General features: G+C 62.3%; 15 protein-coding genes. 9 read left to right on the top strand and 6 right to left on the bottom strand.

Features of this window, described 5'->3' with window-relative positions:
- Positions 1 to 269: 269 nt before the first annotated feature.
- Both C5J24_RS05565 and C5J24_RS05560 read left to right on the top strand, forming a co-directional pair.
- Complete coding sequence (locus C5J24_RS05565) at positions 270 to 638, top strand: Hpt domain-containing protein (RefSeq protein WP_046667178.1); 369 nt, start codon at positions 270 to 272, stop codon at positions 636 to 638.
- A 141-nt stretch (positions 639 to 779) separates the two neighbouring features.
- Positions 780 to 1100 (top strand): 2Fe-2S iron-sulfur cluster-binding protein, encoded by a 321-nt coding sequence (locus C5J24_RS05560; RefSeq protein WP_046638420.1) that lies wholly within the window; start codon positions 780 to 782, stop codon positions 1098 to 1100.
- Between the two features lie 424 nt (positions 1101 to 1524).
- Here C5J24_RS05560 and C5J24_RS05555 read toward each other — a convergent pair whose 3' ends face one another.
- Positions 1525 to 2073, bottom strand: a complete 549-nt coding sequence (locus tag C5J24_RS05555) for a DUF922 domain-containing Zn-dependent protease (RefSeq protein WP_371673838.1) — start codon at positions 2071 to 2073, stop codon at positions 1525 to 1527.
- Between the two features lie 253 nt (positions 2074 to 2326).
- Here C5J24_RS05555 and folP point away from each other — a divergent pair, with 253 nt between their 5' ends.
- Genes folP through folK form a run of 3 tightly spaced genes read left to right on the top strand, consistent with a single transcriptional unit; the run spans position 2327 to position 4003 of the window.
- Positions 2327 to 3127 carry a dihydropteroate synthase gene (gene folP / locus C5J24_RS05550; protein ID WP_371673836.1) on the top strand — a complete coding sequence of 267 codons (801 nt, stop codon included), beginning with the start codon at positions 2327 to 2329 and terminating at the stop codon, positions 3125 to 3127.
- Positions 3127 to 3492 (top strand): dihydroneopterin aldolase, encoded by a 366-nt coding sequence (gene folB / locus C5J24_RS05545; RefSeq protein WP_105416173.1) that lies wholly within the window; start codon positions 3127 to 3129, stop codon positions 3490 to 3492. The genes folP and folB overlap by 1 nt, the downstream gene beginning before the upstream one ends.
- Positions 3476 to 4003 carry a 2-amino-4-hydroxy-6-hydroxymethyldihydropteridine diphosphokinase gene (gene folK, locus C5J24_RS05540; protein ID WP_256427125.1) on the top strand — a complete coding sequence of 176 codons (528 nt, stop codon included), beginning with the start codon at positions 3476 to 3478 and terminating at the stop codon, positions 4001 to 4003. Before folB ends, folK begins: the two co-directional genes overlap by 17 nt.
- A gap of 16 nt (positions 4004 to 4019) precedes the next feature.
- On the opposite strand, the gene C5J24_RS05535 is transcribed toward folK, so the two are convergent.
- The 4 genes from C5J24_RS05535 to C5J24_RS05520 form a co-directional block, all read right to left on the bottom strand.
- Positions 4020 to 4574 (bottom strand): hypothetical protein, encoded by a 555-nt coding sequence (locus C5J24_RS05535; RefSeq protein WP_046667140.1) that lies wholly within the window; start codon positions 4572 to 4574, stop codon positions 4020 to 4022.
- A 102-nt stretch (positions 4575 to 4676) separates the two neighbouring features.
- Positions 4677 to 5756, bottom strand: a complete 1080-nt coding sequence (locus tag C5J24_RS05530) for a YcjF family protein (RefSeq protein ID WP_105416169.1) — start codon at positions 5754 to 5756, stop codon at positions 4677 to 4679.
- Positions 5753 to 7222 carry a YcjX family protein gene (locus C5J24_RS05525; RefSeq protein WP_105416167.1) on the bottom strand — a complete coding sequence of 490 codons (1470 nt, stop codon included), beginning with the start codon at positions 7220 to 7222 and terminating at the stop codon, positions 5753 to 5755. Before C5J24_RS05525 ends, C5J24_RS05530 begins: the two co-directional genes overlap by 4 nt.
- Positions 7223 to 7299: 77 nt before the next feature.
- A complete protein-coding gene (locus tag C5J24_RS05520) occupies positions 7300 to 7809 on the bottom strand; it encodes a histidine phosphatase family protein (protein ID WP_105416681.1) in 510 nt (169 codons plus the stop codon).
- 270 nt (positions 7810 to 8079) lie between these two features.
- Between C5J24_RS05520 and dksA the strand changes: the two genes are divergently transcribed.
- The gene (gene dksA / locus C5J24_RS05515) at positions 8080 to 8499 is read left to right on the top strand and encodes an RNA polymerase-binding protein DksA (protein WP_007771163.1); all 420 of its coding nucleotides are present in this window, start codon (positions 8080 to 8082) and stop codon (positions 8497 to 8499) included.
- A 104-nt stretch (positions 8500 to 8603) separates the two neighbouring features.
- On the opposite strand, the gene C5J24_RS05510 is transcribed toward dksA, so the two are convergent.
- Positions 8604 to 9683 (bottom strand): flagellar biosynthetic protein FliO, encoded by a 1080-nt coding sequence (locus tag C5J24_RS05510; RefSeq protein WP_105416165.1) that lies wholly within the window; start codon positions 9681 to 9683, stop codon positions 8604 to 8606.
- 252 nt (positions 9684 to 9935) lie between these two features.
- Here C5J24_RS05510 and cckA point away from each other — a divergent pair, with 252 nt between their 5' ends.
- From cckA to alaS, 3 genes are all read left to right on the top strand, one after another.
- Positions 9936 to 12548 carry a cell cycle histidine kinase CckA gene (gene cckA, locus C5J24_RS05505; RefSeq protein WP_105416163.1) on the top strand — a complete coding sequence of 871 codons (2613 nt, stop codon included), beginning with the start codon at positions 9936 to 9938 and terminating at the stop codon, positions 12546 to 12548.
- 245 nt (positions 12549 to 12793) lie between these two features.
- Complete coding sequence (gene recA, locus C5J24_RS05500) at positions 12794 to 13882, top strand: recombinase RecA (protein ID WP_105401351.1); 1089 nt, start codon at positions 12794 to 12796, stop codon at positions 13880 to 13882.
- 185 nt (positions 13883 to 14067) lie between these two features.
- Complete coding sequence (alaS, locus tag C5J24_RS05495) at positions 14068 to 16728, top strand: alanine--tRNA ligase (protein WP_105416161.1); 2661 nt, start codon at positions 14068 to 14070, stop codon at positions 16726 to 16728.
- Positions 16729 to 16747: the final 19 nt, after the last annotated feature.

Genomic DNA, 16747 nt, shown 5'->3' with positions numbered 1-16747 from the left:
TCCTCGCCACCTTAGGCGTATTGTAGTGGCACATTCGGCCACCCTGCACAATTATGACGCCTGCCTTCGAATGATGCCGTGGAATGTTGTTAACAGAATTTAAACCATACGAAGATGCAAAACTCCTAAAATCCCGGGAGCTTAGCAGAAATTAACCATATGGGAAGAAACCGGCCCAGATTGTGCCGGAATTTAACGGGATAGCTCCGATTGGCCCGCACAATTCGGGACATTATCAGAAGAGCAACAGGGAAAACAGGTTCATGGCAATGGCAGCGGTCAGTATCGCGTTCGAAGCTCCAGAAACGCTGAGGGGTGGTTGCCCTTCCCAGTCCCGTCCGATCGATCTCGTTCATCTCGCGACACAGACCATGGGCGACAAGACCCTCGAAATCGAAGTGCTCCAGATGTTCGCGCGCCAGGCACGCCGCGCACTGCATGACATCGCAAGCGCCGACAGCGCCTATGTCGTCGCAGCCGCGCACCGCCTGAAGGGTGCCGCCAGCGCCGTCGGCGCCTTCAAGGTTTCGACCGCTGCCGAGCGTCTTGAAGACAACGCCTCCGACGCCTCGTTGCGGGCCGCGGTCGCTGCCGCCGTCGTCGAGGCCGAAAACTTCATCAACAAGCTCTGCCGCTGAGCGATTCGCCGAATCGGTACGCAAGGGCGCCGATTGAACAGCCGGCGGCGCCCGAAAATGTTGACTGCGCGGGGGTTTTATCGGAAGACAGCGCCCTTAAATAGTGTGCCCTGACCCTTCAACATCCCGGATTTCCCTATCATGACGAAACTGACCATCGTTGCCTTTGACGGAACGCGCTTCGATATCGAAGCCGAGCCGGGCTCCACGGTTATGGAGAATGCGGTTCGCAATTCCGTTCCCGGCATCGAGGCCGAATGCGGCGGTGCCTGCGCCTGCGCCACCTGTCATGTCTATGTCGACGAGGCCTGGACCGAAAAGGTCGGCCCGCCGGCTCCCATGGAGGAAGACATGCTCGACTTCGCCTTCGAGGTGAAGCCGACCTCGCGCCTTTCCTGTCAGATCAAGATCAAAGCGGATCTCGACGGGCTCGTGGTCAACGTACCCGAGCGTCAAGCCTGATCGCGGCCTGATCGTCGCTCTGCCGACACGCCTGTCTCAGATGTTTCTGGGCAAAAAAAAGCCTCGCTCCGCAAAAGCGGCAAGCGAGGCCAGGCGGGCGCATCACCAGCAGGGGAGGGAGGAACCACCTGCGGCTTGAAGACGCGCCAGGAGAACTAAAACACCGGAAACCAAACTCAGGAACACCTGAAACAACCGCGTCCGACACGTCGGTTCGAAAACCGGAAAGGTACGCTGATCCTGCGGCTATCTACCTCATGTGCCTCGTTTTTCGAAGCGTTGGTAGGTAAGCTATGTCTTAGGTTGTATCCGAGATTCCTATTTTAGACTATCACCATAAATCACCCGTTATTGACGAGGGATGGCGCAAGCTCCGCAAAAGCCTGGATGCGATTGGTCGGGCTGATTCACGCCAAAAAGCGGATCAATTGCCGGATCGCTTCAGGCGATACTGCAGCAGCCGAATCATCCGCGAGTCGAAATTGGCCGCCTCGATCTGGTCGAACCGCAGCTGCTCCCGGTCATGCGCCTCAAGAACACGGCGGGTCGTCTCCGCCACCTGTCTTTCCAGCGCATCGCAGGTTCTGTTGGCGGGGAGGCCAAGCAGTTCCCGTTCGAGCTGGCGCGCGTGGTTGCGGGCGATTTCCGCATGCCGCTCCTCGTGGCGCTTGATGTCCTTCGACAGGGTATCCCAGATGAAGCCGAGATCGGCGGTGGCACGGCCGCGATTGCCCCAGCGCGGCAGGATGATGTGGGTTCGGAGTGTTACGCGCGCCCCGCCGACCGAGCAGCGCCCGCCCTTTTCCACATAGGTGACGTCGCCGCCGAACTTGATTTCGGTGGCGCCGGGATGGCGATGGCCGGTGCTGCGGGTGAGAGGGCCGCGGTTTTCCAGTTCCTTGTCGAGGTCCTCGGCCGTGCGGCCGCCGATCCGGAAATAGGAATAGGTCTTGTTGATGATCGGTTCTGCCATGGCCGTCGCAGGGATCGTGCAGAGGAGAAGAAAGACACCGAAAAACCGGCGGACTCTGCGCATGGAGAACATTCTATGGCCTGCGACGTTGAACTTATGGGGACCTTGGGGCATAGCCAGCCTGAGCGCAACACAAAGGCATCAAATTTTGCGTTACCCTTCGAAAGACGGCCGGCCGGTGATATCGCAGCGCAACAGCACCTGGCGTGTCGGGCGGGGCCGTGTCCTCGAACTCGGTCGCCAAGGCCAGATTATGGCGATCATCAACATCACCCCCGATTCCTTTTCCGACGGCGGAAGCTACGCAAACATCGATGCCGCGGTTGCTCACGCCGTTTCCTGCATCCGCGACGGCGCCACCATCCTCGATATCGGCGGTGAGTCGACCAGGCCCGGCGCCGCCGATGTGACCGCGGCGGAAGAGCAGGACCGCGTCCTGCCGGTGATTGAAAAACTCGCCGCGGAGACCGATGCGCTGATCTCGATCGATACCTACCGCGCCGAAACCGCCCGCCTGGCGATGGCGGCGGGTGCCCATATCATCAACGACGTCCATGGCCTGCAGCGCGAGCCGGAGATCGCGACCGTTGCGGCTCAAACATCTGCCGGGGTCTGCATCATGCATACCGGCCGCGGGCGCGAGCAGGAAAAGCGGCCCGATCGCATCGCCGACCAGGAGTTTTTCCTGCGGCAGTCTCTCGAGATCGCGCGCAGCGCCGGCATTTCCGACGAGGCGATCGTGCTTGATCCTGGCTTCGGCTTTGCCAAGGACCGTGACGACGACGTGGAATTGATGGCGCGTTTTGCCGAACTGCATAGGCTCGATTTTCCGCTGCTCGCCGGCACCTCGCGCAAGCGGTTCATCGGCGCCCTGACGGGACGGGAAAAAGCGAACGAGCGTGACGTCGGCACTGCCGCGACCACGGCGATCCTGCGCCTTGCCGGGGCTTCGATCTTTCGCGTCCACAACGTTGCCGCCAACCGCGATGCGCTGGCGATGGCCGACGCGGTTCTCGCCGCAGCCTCCGCTTACAACGCTAGAGAGGGCCTTTGATGGCGATCTACACGATCACGCTGAAGAACTGTGCGTTCTACGCCAAGCATGGCGCTTTCGAGCAGGAGGCCACGCTCGGCCAGCGTTTCTTCATCGACGTCATCATGGACGTCGAGGCGGACGAGGCACTCGAAAACGACGATGTCGCGAGCACGGTGCATTACGGCATCGCCTACGAAATCGTCGAGAAGGTGGTGACCGGCCACCGCCGCAACCTCATCGAGACGCTCGCCAAGGACATCGCCAAGGCGCTCTGCGCATGGTCGCCGCAGATCCGCCGGGCAGAGATCGCCGTGCGCAAGCCGAGCGTGCCGATCCCCGGCATCCTCGATTATGCGGAGGTGCGTGTTGAGCATTTCGCCTGAAAAGACGTTCGAGGTCGCGGCTCTCGGGCTCGGCGGCAATATCGGCGATCCGCCGTCGTCCATGGCCGAGGCGCTCAGGCAGCTCGATGGGCGCGACGACTGCCGGGTTCTCGCCGTCTCGAAACTCTATTCAACCCCGCCCTGGGGCAAGACCGACCAGGCAGATTTCTTCAACTGCTGTGTTCTGGTGGAGACTTCATTGGAGCCGGAGGACCTGCTGGACGTCTGCCTGTCGATAGAGCGCGGCATGAAGCGCGTTCGCCTGGAGCGCTGGGGACCGCGCACCATCGATATCGACATCCTGACCTATGGCACGCGGGAGCAGAGACGCGAAAAACTGGAAGTGCCGCATCCGCGCATGACCGACCGCGGCTTCGTGATGATGCCACTTGCCGACATCGCCCCGGATCTTCTGGTGAAGGGAAGGAAAGTGCGCGACTGGCTTGGTGGAGCCGATACTGCCGGCATCAAGGTCGCGCGGGACAGCCAGGACTGGTGGCAGGGCGCCTGAGGCGCCCCTTGGTGTCTTATTGTTGGATCGAGCCGACGGCGATCGAATCCATGTCGCGGTCGAGGCTGAGCCCGATCACCGGAACCATCTGGTCTTCGACCTTGATCGAGATGGTGATGTTCATCTTGTTCTCGCCGCGCAGGCTCGCGACCATCGCGCCGTTGAGCTGATTGCGGTTGATGCCCATGACGACCTTGTCGCCGCTGACCGAACCGGAAATGATGTCGAGCCCCTTGCCCTCGGCGCCGTCCAGGAACTTGCCGGTGTAACCTCGGCCGCTCTGGGTAATCGTTGCCGACATCGGCTGCTGAAACACGCCAACGCGGCAGGTTCCATCGAGCTTGATGCCGACATTGCTGTCCGGAACGGAAGCGCCCGTGAGGTTGCAGCTGAATTTGGTGCCCTTGTACTTGCCGGCGACGATTTCGCCAGGGCCTTTCCAGACGCCCGCGACCGACTGGAAGAAAGCCTTGTCACGTGGAGCGGCCTCGGCCTGCGGCGCCACGGCGGAGGTGGCCGCGACAGTCAGAATGGCGAACCCGCCAAGAAGCGAAAAGAAGCGCGAATACATGAACTTTCCCCTGACGAGCAGCAACTTTAAGTGTCCCGTAATTTAGGGTGGAATGGTTAACGAGTGGTGACGATGGCCGGGTTTGAGCCATGGTCGGACACCCTATTGTTCATCTTTTCGCCCGCCGACGGTCGCGATATCCGAGATGAAATCGCCGATCCCGGGCCTTTTGACCGCCCGGAAGGGCAGCGGCCGGCAGAGATCCATAGCGGCGATGCCGATTCGCGCGGTCAGCAGGCCATTGATCACGCCTTCGCCCAAACGCTTGGACAGTTTCGAGGCGAGGCCGTGTCCCAGAAGCTGTTGCGCGACACCGTCGCCGACGGCGATCGAACCGGTCACGGCGAGATGGGCGATGACGTCCCGCATCAGCCTCATGAGCCCAAGCGTGCCCGGCCTGCCGCCGTAAAGCTCGGCCATGGCGCGAATCAGTCGCGTCACTTCGAAAAGCACATAGGCGAGATCGACGATGGCGCGCGGGCTGACGGCGGTGACGATCGAGACACGTTTGGACGATCCGAGGATGAGCGCGCGGGCCTTGCGGTCGAGCGGCGCCAGGAGTTCCCGTTCGGCCAGTTCGATGAGTTGCGGGCCGTCGATGATCTCGTCTTTCGTCGCGTCGAGGTTGGCGCGCCCCTTGGCGGTCTCTGCCCGGTGACTGAGGATCTTGGTGAGTGCGGCGACGACGGTGCGGGCAGCTGCAGGGCGAGGGGAAAGGGCTGCCTCTTCCGCTTGAGCCTTGAGGGTCTGGACGGCGGAAAGCCGCATCATGCCGAAGATTTCGCGGCCGACGATCACGGCGACGGCGACAAGCCCGATGGCAAGCGCGGTAAGCGCTGCATATCCCAGCCAGTCGGCTCGGCTGAACAGGTCGCGGATGACGCTGTCGGCCCACAGGCCGAAGGCGAGCGACAGGAAGGTGCCGAAAGCGGCCGTCGCCAGGTTGACGAACGAGAATTTCTTGCGGGCCCGGGGCTCGGCGACCGGGATGGCTTCTGCGGCGAGGTCGGGCGGCGTCACGAACGGATCCTGTTCGTCGGGCGTCACCACAACGCCGTCCTCGAAGCTGCGCGGGATGCGGCGAGGGACAGGCAAGGTTTCGTTTCGGGCAGCACTTTCCTCTTCGACCGAGAAAGATGCGGGGCGGCGCTTGCCGTTCTGAGGTGATTCGGGCTGTCTCATGCGAGGCGATCTCCGAACAGGAACTGCATGGCGCGGTCGAGCCGGATATGCGGCACGGAGAGCTTCATGCCGCCATTCGCCTCTTCCAGCGCCGGCGGACGAAAGCGCACCACATTGATCTCCGGAAGCTCCGCGTGGATGGAATCCAGCTGTTGAAAGAATGCTTCAGGATTTTCCGGCAAGTCACCGGGAAATATCGCAGTTTTCTTGTTTCCGTCAAAACGTTCGCCATTGATCATCTCGCCGGAGATAGGCGTGCCGACGATGACCGGCAGGAGATGATTGTCTTCCTTGACGGTCGCCTCGCGGGTGGCGCGCACCGATGCGATCGCCATGACATCGATGCCGGCGCCGGCCATGCCGATCCGCTGCACGGCGCGATCGACCAGGCGGCCGGTGAGCCGTTCCAGGCGGTCATGGCTTTCGTGATGCAGGTGATCCGCCTTGGTGGCCGCGACCAGGACCTTTTCGATCCGGCGGCCGATCAGGGAGGAGAAGAAGCTGTTATGGCCGGGACGGAAACAGGCGAGCACGTCGGTCAGCGCCCGTTCGAGATCCTGCACCGCTTCGGGTCCGCGATTGATCGCCTGCAGCGCGTCGATCAGCACGATCTGGCGGTCGAGCCGGGCAAAATGCTCGCGGAAGAACGGCTTGACCACGACGTTCTTGTAGGCCTCGTAGCGGCGCTCCATCATCGCCCGCAGCGAGCCCTTCGGCGCTTTGGTCTCGGACATGTTCGGCAGCGGCGCAAATGTGAGCGCCGGCGAGCCTTCGAGATCGCCGGGCATCAGGAAACGGCCGGGCGGCAGGGTCGAAAGCGATCGTTCGTCCGCCTTGCAGGCCTTGAGGTAGCCCGCAAAGGCTTCCGACAAGCGTCTCGCGGTCATTTCGTCAGCCGGGGCGTCCGCATCTATGCCATTTGCGAGGGCGAGCCATTCCCGCGACAATTCCTCGCGGATGCCGGTTCCGGCAAGGGCTACGGTATTGTCGCTGAAAGTGCGAAAATCCTGCGCCAGCAGCGGCAGGTCGAGCAGCCATTCGCCCGGATAGTCGACGATGTCGATCGACAGCCGGCCGCGCGAAAACATCCGGCCCCAGCCGCTGGCGCTCTGGTAGTCGAGGGTGATGCGCAGTTCGGAGATCGCACGGGTCGAATCGGGCCAGATGCGGTCGCGCACCAAGGCCTGGATGTGGTCTTCGTATTGGAAACGCGGGATGGCATCATCCGGCTGCGGCTCGAGCCGCACGGCGGAAATCCGGCCGGACCGGAACGCCTCGAAGAGCGGCAACCGGCCCCCGTTCAGGAGATTGTGGACGAGGGACGAGATGAACACGGTCTTGCCGGCCCGCGACAGGCCGGTCACGCCGAGCCTGATCGTCGGATGCACGAGGCCCGAGGCACGGTCGGCGAGATTGTCGAGCGCGATGCGCGCGTCATCCGAGAAGCTGGTAAGCGAAGGCGGCAAGGCGTCGTTCCGGGTCCAGAGTTTACGCCTATATAGGAAGCCGGTGCGAGGCCGCAAAGCCGTCGCCTGGGTCCAGTTCAGGCCGTCAGGAAGTCGGTCAGTGTCCAGGCTCCATCCGAGCCGGCGACAAAACCGCGATAGTCGAGCACGGCGAGGCCGGCAGGAGGATAGCCGCCGGGGATGGCCGCCACCATCTGGTCGGCGCCGATCAGCCCTTCCAGCACTTCTTCCATGGTCGGGTTGTGGCCGACGAGCATGACCGAGTTGCTGTCCCGCTGTCCGCCAAGAATCGCAAGGTAGGTGCCGAGCGAGCCGTTATAGAGTTCGTCGATGAAGACAGGCTCGATCTCCTCGCTGATCGCGCGGCGGATCGCTTCGGCGGTCTGGCGGCATCGCGTGGCGGTGGAACCGAGAAGGATATCAGGCCTGTAGTTGCGATCGGCAGCCTTGTCGGCAACGATCTCGGCCTGCGCAAAACCCTGATTGTCGAGAGGGCGATCGAAATCGTGCTGTCCCGGCTCCGCCCAGCCGGATTTGGCATGGCGCAGCAGGTAGATGCGGGAAGGAGGAGGAGTGATCGTCGTCATGCCCGGCACCGCTAGTGAGAGGATGGAAGCGATGGGTAGCCTTTCGGCACGAGACTCGTCAACTGCCGCAGATGTTCTGAAATAGCCTGGCCCGGTGCAGCCTCCTGTGGAGAAGAGTTTCGGACATTCAGAATAAAAGCTTAAAAAATAGCCGTTTAGCGGATTTTTATGACAGTTTTAAAAAAGCCTTAATACTGAGCGCGAGGCTTGAATCCGGATGGGAGGATAGGATATAGAGCGCCGCATGAGATGTTCTTCAGGAGAATCGCGTTGAGTGAGAAGATCGATCTTAGCAATTATGTGCTCTCGGAAAACGATGAGTTCATGAATGCAAATCAGAAGGCGTATTTCCGGGCAAAGCTTATCGCCTGGAAAAACGATATCCTGAGAGAAGCGCGCGAAACGCTGGGTCACCTGGCAGAAGAGAGCGCCAACCACCCGGATCTCGCCGACCGGGCTTCCTCCGAAACCGACAGAGCTATCGAGCTTCGAGCCCGTGACCGCCAGCGCAAGCTGATTTCCAAAATCGATGCCGCCTTGCAGCGCATCGAAGATGGCACCTACGGTTACTGCGAGGAAACGGGCGAACCGATCGGTCTCAAGCGTCTCGACGCTCGTCCGATCGCCACGCTGTCGATCGAGGCACAGGAACGCCACGAGCGCCGCGAAAAGGTCTATCGGGACGAATAATCCGCCCGATCAGTCGAAAACGAATTCAAGGCACGGTTTTCCGTGCCTTTTTTCTTGGCGGAAAATTCAATCCTCGCGCCGGCTCACTTGTCGCGGGTGCCCGCTCACTTGTCGCGGGTGACGGACATCTCGCCGAAGATGCGGGCAACTTCCGACTGCAGGCTCGGTTCCGGCGTGGCGCCGGTGACCGGCGGGACGCCGGGGTTCCTCGGCTGTATCTGCCGATTCGGCTGGGGGATGACGGCGGTCTCGCGGGCCGCAAGGTTGTTGGCCATTTCCTCTTCGAGAATCCGTTCAAAGTCGCTGCCGAGCTGTTTCGGCTTGTCGGCGGCCGATTGCAGGGCAGGCGGCACGATCGCAGCGCTGACCGGCACGGCGCGCGGCTCGGGTGCTTCCTGGAAGACCCGCCCACGGGCGGCGTCGAGCACGTCGGCCGCGTCGTCGAAAGCCGGAACCTGGGCTGGGGCAGGAGCCGGAGGCGGCGGAGGTGCAGCAGCGGCTGCCAGTGCCGCGATCGGCCGCAACTGTTCGGGTTTTACCTCCGGGGCCTGACGGGCCGGCGGTTCGATCCTGGGGGCGGCAGCCGGCTCGGGAGCTGCTGCGTTGTTTGCCGGGGCGGGCGATGCAGGCCGCGGTGCCAGTGTACCGCTCATCGGTATCGGTCCGGTCGTGGGAGCCGCCGGCGGAGCGGCGCGCGGCGTGTCTCGCGGCGGCACGACGCTTTCCCGAGCCGGCTCGACACGCGGTTCCGGAGCCGCGGGACGTGGGATCGGGGCAGGGCGTGGTTCGGCAACGGCAGCCGGTCGGGCTTCCATGGCGGCTGCGGCCTGAGCGGGAACCGTCATGTCCATCGGCTGGAACCGGCTGGCCGCTGTTGCCGGCATGGCATGTGCCGCCGTCGATATTCCGCTTTCGATGACGATATCGGTCGGTCCGCCGATCATGATCAGGTGTTCGACCCCGTCGCGGCGGATCAGAACCAGGCGACGCCTTGCATCGACGGCCGCCGCATCCAGGACCTGAAGCCGCGGCTGGCGGTTCTTGCCGCCGCGCACGAAGGGCGAAGGGCCGGAACGGCTGCGGATGAGCCAGAGCACGCCGATCAGGACGAGAAGCCCAACGCCGACGCCGACGACTGCGATCACCAGGCGGCCTCCATAGGCGCCCATCAGCTCTTCGAACATCTCTTGCTACTCCTCATATGAACGCCGCGGTAAAAAACGACTTTTTTCCTACCGAAGCAAGCTGCTAACTGTCACTGTCCCGCGCTGAAAAACAGCGTAGAAAAGCAAAGATAGGTCACTCCGCCAAACTGTCCCGGGTTTTGTGGCGAAGCAGAGCTTTTTGCTTAACCTGCAACTTGCTAATAAGGAATCGCGGGATTCCCGATCCCTGAATGTTCATGGCCGCAGCGCCGGTCGAAATGCGAGGAATTGATGACGAAGTTGCAGCAGAGCGGCAACTACGAGGCGCCCCTGGTGGAAAAAGGGACGCGTGGCGGCACCATCATCCGTATCGTCCTCCTGGCGCTCGTTCTCTGTGGCGTGGCCGCCGGATTCGTGCTGTTTCAGCATGCGCTCGACAATGAACTGGTGCTCGGCCTGCTCGGCATTCTCGCCATGGTCGGCATCTTCTTCCTGGTGTCGTCGATCATCGGCCTCGTCGAGGTCATGCCGCAGTCGCGTTCCGACGAGCTGGCCCGCGGTTTCCTCGCCAATCATCCCGACGGCATTCTGATCACCGACGCCAAGGGCCGTATTCTCTACGCCAATGCCGCCTATGGCCGGATGACCGGCGCGACCAAGGCGAGCAACGTGCAGTCGCTCGAAGCGCTTCTGTCCAAGACCCGCGAATCGACCGAGGCGCTCTACCGGCTGACGACGGCTCTGCGCGAAGGCCGCGAAGGCCATGAGGAGTTCCGGCTTCTCCAGCCGATCGGACGGACGACCGGAAACGGTTCCGGCGCCCACTGGTACCGTCTCAAGGCACGACTGCTGACGCCCGCCGACAGCCGCAAGGGCCAGCTCGACATCTGGCAGATCACCGACATCACCTCGGAACGCGACGACCAGGAACGGTTCTTCCGCGAGCTGCAGAACGCCATCGACTATCTCGATCACGCGCCCGCCGGGTTCTTCTCCGCCGGCAAGAAGGGCGAAATCTTCTACCTGAATGCCACGCTTGCCGAATGGCTCGGCATCGACCTGACCAAGTTCGTGCCGCGCTCGGTGACGATCGCCGATCTGGTGGCGGGCGAAGGCATGGCGCTGATCCAGTCGGTGCAGGCCGCACCCGGTCTGAAGCGCACCGAAACGCTTGATCTCGACCTGCGCCGCGCCAACGGCCAGAGCCTGCCCGTGCGCCTGGTGCACAATGTCAGCGCCACCCGCGACGGCGCGCCGGGCGAAAGCCGGACCATCGTGCTGGCACGGCCAAAGGGCGGCGAGGGCGACCAGTCGGCTTCGGCGATGCGCTTCACGCGCTTCTTCAACAATACGCCGATGGCGATCGCCTCCGTCGATGGCGAGGGCAGGATACTGCGCATCAATGCGCCGTTCCTCAAACTGTTTGCCGGCGTCGTTTCCCGCGACGATGTGGATGCTGGTATCGAACTCGACCGCATCGTTCACGACAATTCACGCCAGCATCTGATGCAGGCGATTGCCGCTGCCAAGGACGGGCAGGGCGATATCGCCCCGATTGATTCGCGCCACCCGGGTGACGAGAACCGCTATGTGCGCTTCTATGTGAACGCCGTGATCGACGAGAGCGACGAGGCACCGGAAGAGGCCGCGATCGTCTATGCCGTCGAGACGACCGAGCAGAAGGCGCTCGAAACCCAGATGGCCCAGACCCAGAAGCTCAATGCGGTCGGCACGCTGGCGGGCGGCATCGCCCACGACTTCAACAACGTCCTGACCGCGATCCTTTTGTCCTCCGATCACCTCCTGCTGCAGGCGCGCCCCTCCGATGCGAGCTTTGCCGATCTGATGGAGATCAAGCGCAACGCCAACCGCGCCGCCGTGCTGGTGCGCCAGCTGCTGGCCTTCTCGCGCAAGCAGACCATGCGGCCGGCGGTGCTGAACCTGACCGACGTCGTCGGCGACCTGCGCATGCTGGTGGACCGGCTGATCTCCGGCACCAATGTGAAGCTCGAAGTGGATTACGGCCGCGATCTCTGGCCGGTGCGCACCGACCTGTCGCAATTCGAGCAAGTGCTGATCAACCTCTGCGTCAACGCGCGCGATGCCATGCCCCAGGGCGGCACGATCCTGATCAAGACCCGCAATGTATCCGCCGAGGATGCCGGCGGTTTCAACCAGGCGGATCTGCCGGCCGAAGATTTCGTGATGGTCGAGGTTTCCGACACCGGCACGGGCATTTCGCCCGAAATCATGGACAAGATCTTCGAACCGTTCTTCACCACCAAGGAAGTGGGCAAGGGCACAGGCCTCGGCCTCTCGATGGTCTACGGCATCGTCAAACAGTCCGGCGGCTATATCTATCCCGAATCGGAAGTCGGACGCGGCACCAGTTTCCGCATGTTCCTCCCACGCCACATTCCCGAAACGCCTGTCGTCGTCCAGGACGTTACCGCAACCGGTACGCAGGCGCAGCCCGCCGCTATCGCGCCTGTCGTGTCGACGCCTGCTTCCGACGACCTCGACCTCACCGGAAAGTCGGCGGTGGTCCTGCTCGTCGAGGACGAGGAGGCCGTCCGCCGCGGCGGCAAGCGCATGCTGGAAACCCGTGGCTATACCGTGCACGAGGCGGGTTCCGGCACCGAGGCGCTCGACATCATGGAAGAGCTGCAGGGCAAGGTGGATATCGTCGTCTCCGACGTCGTCATGCCGGAAATGGACGGCCCGACGCTTTTGACCGAGCTGCGCAAGATCTATCCGGACATGAAGTTCATCTTCGTTTCGGGCTATGCCGAGGATGCGTTTGCCCGCAACCTGCCGGCCGACGCCAAGTTCGGCTTCCTGCCGAAGCCCTTCTCGCTGAAGCAGCTCGCCGTGGCGGTTCGGGAAATGCTCGATTCGGAGTGAGAATCGGATTGTCCCTCATAAATTTCAGACGCCGCGATTTCCTCGTCAAATTGCGGCGCAGCTTTGATTTCAAACGGGAATTTTCCACACCCCGGCGGGCGTGAACATCATGAGAACGAAATCGAAATATCTATTTTGACTCAATCGCTTGAGCGACCCTTGCCAAATGAGAACAAAATAGGTACATCACCTTTATCGGCTGCTTCATTGCGTGCGCGGCGGCAATAACCTAAAGGTGGGACCAGATGGCACAGAATAGTTTGCGGCTCGTAGAGGACAAAGGCGTGGACAAGAGCAAGGCGCTGGAAGCAGCATTGTCGCAGATCGAACGATCCTTCGGTAAGGGATCGATCATGAAGCTCGGTGCGAACGAGAGCATTGTCGAGATCGAGACGGTTTCCACCGGCTCTCTCAGCCTCGATATCGCGCTCGGTATTGGCGGCCTGCCGAAGGGCCGCATCGTTGAAATCTACGGTCCGGAAAGCTCGGGCAAGACGACGCTTGCATTGCAGACGATCGCCGAAGCCCAGAAGAAGGGCGGCATCTGCGCCTTCGTCGACGCCGAACATGCGCTCGACCCGGTCTATGCCCGCAAGCTTGGCGTCGATCTCCAGAACCTTCTGATCTCGCAGCCGGATACCGGCGAGCAGGCGCTTGAAATTACCGACACGCTGGTCCGTTCCGGTGCCGTCGATGTCCTCGTTATCGACTCGGTTGCGGCACTGACGCCGCGCGCCGAAATCGAGGGCGAAATGGGCGACAGCCTGCCGGGCCTCCAGGCACGCCTGATGAGCCAGGCGCTGCGCAAGCTCACCGCTTCGATCTCCAAGTCGAATACGATGGTGATCTTCATCAACCAGATCCGCATGAAGATCGGCGTGATGTTCGGTTCCCCCGAAACCACCACCGGCGGCAATGCCTTGAAATTCTACGCCTCGGTTCGCCTCGACATCCGCCGCATCGGCCAGGTCAAGGAACGCGAGGAAGTGGTAGGCAACCAGACCCGCGTCAAGGTCGTCAAGAACAAGATGGCGCCTCCCTTCAAGCAGGTCGAATTCGACATCATGTATGGCGAGGGCGTTTCCAAGACCGGCGAACTGGTCGATCTCGGCGTCAAGGCCGGCATCGTCGAGAAGTCAGGTGCCTGGTTCTCCTATAACAGCCAGCGCCTCGGCCAGGGCCGCGAGAACGCCAAGACCTTCCTGCGCGATAATCCGGAACTCGCCCGCGAGATCGAGACGTCGCTCCGCCAGAATGCCGGCCTCATCGCCGACCGTTTCCTGCAGAATGGCGGCCCGGACGCTGACGACGGTGACGTGGCTGCAGATATGTAAGCCTTCCCGCCGCACTCGGAGTTTTCTCCGGCTGATTGCTTTTGAACCGGTCGCGCATGGAAAGATGTGCGGCCGGTTTCTCGTTCGGTTAGGCGGTGGGGCGGCTGGACAGTTGGGGGTGTCGGCGATACAAGCCTTTGGTTTTCGAATAATAGGACCGCATCCGGCGGTAAAAAGGGCGTAGCATGAGCGGCGTGAATGAAATCCGGTCGACCTTCCTCGACTATTTCCGAAAGAACGGACACGAGGTCGTCTCCTCCAGTCCGCTGGTGCCGCGCAACGATCCGACGCTGATGTTCACCAATGCCGGCATGGTTCAGTTCAAGAACGTGTTCACCGGTCTTGAAAAACGCCCCTATACGACCGCGACGACGGCACAGAAATGCGTTCGCGCCGGTGGCAAGCATAACGACCTCGACAATGTCGGTTATACCGCTCGTCACCACACCTTCTTCGAGATGCTCGGCAATTTCTCGTTCGGCGACTATTTCAAGGCGAATGCGATCGAGCTTGCCTGGAACCTGATCACCAAGGAATTCGGCCTCGACGCCAAGCGCCTCCTGGTCACCGTCTACCACACCGACGACGAAGCTTTCGACCTCTGGAAGAAGATCGCCGGTCTTTCGGACGACAAGATCATACGCATTCCGACCAGCGACAATTTCTGGGCGATGGGCGATACCGGTCCCTGCGGCCCGTGCTCGGAAATCTTCTACGACCATGGCGACCATATCTGGGGAGGCCCTCCCGGTTCGCCTGAAGAGGATGGCGACCGGTTCATCGAGATCTGGAACCTCGTCTTCATGCAGTATGAGCAGGTGACGAAGGAAGAGCGGATCGACCTGCCGCGCCCGTCGATCGACACCGGCATGGGCCTGGAGCGTGTTGCAGCCGTTCTGCAGGGCCAGCACGACAATTACGACATCGACCTGTTCCGCGCGCTGATCTCAGCCTCGGAAGAGGCGACCGGCATCAAGGCGGAAGGCGAGCACCGCGGCAGCCACCGCGTCATCGCTGACCATCTGCGCTCCTCCGCCTTCCTGATCGCCGACGGCGTTCTGCCCTCGAACGAAGGCCGCGGTTATGTGCTCCGCCGCATCATGCGCCGCGCCATGCGCCACGCGCAGCTTCTCGGCGCCCGCGATCCGCTGCTCTGGAAACTGCTGCCGGCGCTCATCCAGCAGATGGGCCGCGCCTATCCGGAACTGGTGCGTGCGGAATCGCTGATTTCGGAAACGCTGAAGCTCGAGGAAAACCGTTTTCGCAAGACGCTGGAGCGCGGGCTTTCGCTGCTGTCGGACGCGACGAACACGCTTCACAAGGGCGATATGCTCGATGGCGAAACCGCCTTCAAGCTCTACGACACCTACGGTTTCCCGCTCGATCTGACGCAGGACGCTTTGCGCGCCCGCGAAATCGGCGTCGATATTTCCGGTTTCACCGACGCCATGCAGCGCCAGAAGGCGGAAGCCCGGTCGCACTGGACCGGTTCCGGCGACAAGGCGACGGAAACGATCTGGTTCGAGCTCAGGGAAAAGCACGGCGCGACCGAGTTCCTCGGCTACGACACTGAAACGGCCGAAGGCGTGGTGCAGGCGATCGTCCGCGACGGCAAGGCTGTCGATAGCGCCTCCGCCGGCGAACAGGTACAGGTCGTCGTCAACCAGACACCGTTCTATGGCGAATCCGGCGGCCAGATGGGCGATACCGGCGTAATCTCGACCGACAATGGCAAGCTGAATGTCTCGGATACCCAGAAGAAGGGCGAGGGCCTGTTCGTCCACATCGCGACCGTCGCTGAAGGCACGTTGAAGGTCGGTGATGCGGTGGCGCTGACGGTCGATCATGTCCGTCGCTCGCGCCTGCGTTCCAACCATTCGGCCACCCATCTGCTGCATGAGGCGCTTCGTGAAGTGCTCGGCACCCACGTGGCCCAGAAGGGTTCGCTGGTGGCGCCGGAGCGGCTGCGTTTCGACGTCTCGCATCCCAAGCCAATGTCGGCCGAGGAGTTGCAGAAGGTCGAGGACATGGCAAATGCCATCATCCTGCAGAATGCACCGGTCACGACACGGCTGATGAGCGTCGACGACGCCATCGCCGAGGGTGCCATGGCGCTGTTTGGCGAAAAATACGGCGACGAAGTTCGTGTCGTTGCGATGGGCAAGGCGATCGAAGGTCCGAAGGCCGGCAAGCCCTATTCGGTCGAACTCTGCGGCGGCACGCATGTCAACGCGACCGGCGATATCGGCCTTGTCCGCGTTCTCGGCGAAAGCGCGGTCGGCGCCGGCGTTCGTCGCGTCGAGGCGGTGACGGGCGAGGCTGCGCGGGCCTATCTCGCTGAGCAGGATGAGCGCGTGAAAACGCTCGCCAGCGCCTTGAAGGTGCAGCCGGCGGAATTGGTGTCGCGCGTCGAAGCGCTGATCGACGAGCGCCGCAAGCTCGAGAAGGAGCTGGCGGATGCGAAGCGCCGGCTTGCGATGGGCGGCGGGCAGGGTGGTTCGGCCAGCGATTTCAAGGAGATCGGCGGCGTCAAGTTCATGGGCAAGGCGCTCGACGGCATTGATGCCAAGGACCTCAAGGGCCTGGCGGATGAAGGCAAGGTGAGCCTCGGCTCCGGCGTCGTCACCTTGATCGGTGTTTCGGAAGACGGCAAGGCAAGCGCCGTGGTCGCGGTCACGCCGGATCTGGTCGAGCGCTTCAGCGCCGTTGATCTGGTCCGCATCGCATCCGTGGCACTCGGTGGCAAGGGCGGCGGCGGCCGTCCGGACATGGCCCAGGCCGGTGGACCCGATGGCGCCAAGGCCAACGAGGCGCTCGATGCGGTGGCAGCCGCTCTCGGCGCCTGACGGCAAACACCAGAAGCGG

Source organism: Neorhizobium sp. T25_27 (assembly GCF_002968565.1).
GTDB classification, from domain to species: Bacteria; Pseudomonadota; Alphaproteobacteria; order Rhizobiales; family Rhizobiaceae; genus Neorhizobium; species Neorhizobium tomejilense.
This window is presented reverse-complemented; position numbering and strand designations above follow the sequence as displayed.

Excerpts from the sequence above, each read along its gene's own strand:
- C5J24_RS05565 (WP_046667178.1), top strand. The coding sequence starts at position 270 with ATGGCAGCGGTCAGTATCGCGTTCGAAGCTCCAGAAACGCTGAGGGGT.
- C5J24_RS05560 (WP_046638420.1), top strand. The coding sequence starts at position 780 with ATGACGAAACTGACCATCGTTGCCTTTGACGGAACGCGCTTCGATATC.
- C5J24_RS05555 (WP_371673838.1), bottom strand. The coding sequence starts at position 2,073 with ATGGCAGAACCGATCATCAACAAGACCTATTCCTATTTCCGGATCGGC.
- folP (WP_371673836.1), top strand. The coding sequence starts at position 2,327 with ATGGCGATCATCAACATCACCCCCGATTCCTTTTCCGACGGCGGAAGC.
- folB (WP_105416173.1), top strand. The coding sequence starts at position 3,127 with ATGGCGATCTACACGATCACGCTGAAGAACTGTGCGTTCTACGCCAAG.
- C5J24_RS05535 (WP_046667140.1), bottom strand. The coding sequence starts at position 4,574 with ATGTATTCGCGCTTCTTTTCGCTTCTTGGCGGGTTCGCCATTCTGACT.
- C5J24_RS05530 (WP_105416169.1), bottom strand. The coding sequence starts at position 5,756 with ATGAGACAGCCCGAATCACCTCAGAACGGCAAGCGCCGCCCCGCATCT.
- C5J24_RS05520 (WP_105416681.1), bottom strand. The coding sequence starts at position 7,809 with ATGACGACGATCACTCCTCCTCCTTCCCGCATCTACCTGCTGCGCCAT.
- C5J24_RS05510 (WP_105416165.1), bottom strand. The coding sequence starts at position 9,683 with ATGTTCGAAGAGCTGATGGGCGCCTATGGAGGCCGCCTGGTGATCGCA.
- cckA (WP_105416163.1), top strand. The coding sequence starts at position 9,936 with ATGACGAAGTTGCAGCAGAGCGGCAACTACGAGGCGCCCCTGGTGGAA.
- recA (WP_105401351.1), top strand. The coding sequence starts at position 12,794 with ATGGCACAGAATAGTTTGCGGCTCGTAGAGGACAAAGGCGTGGACAAG.
- alaS (WP_105416161.1), top strand. The coding sequence starts at position 14,068 with ATGAGCGGCGTGAATGAAATCCGGTCGACCTTCCTCGACTATTTCCGA.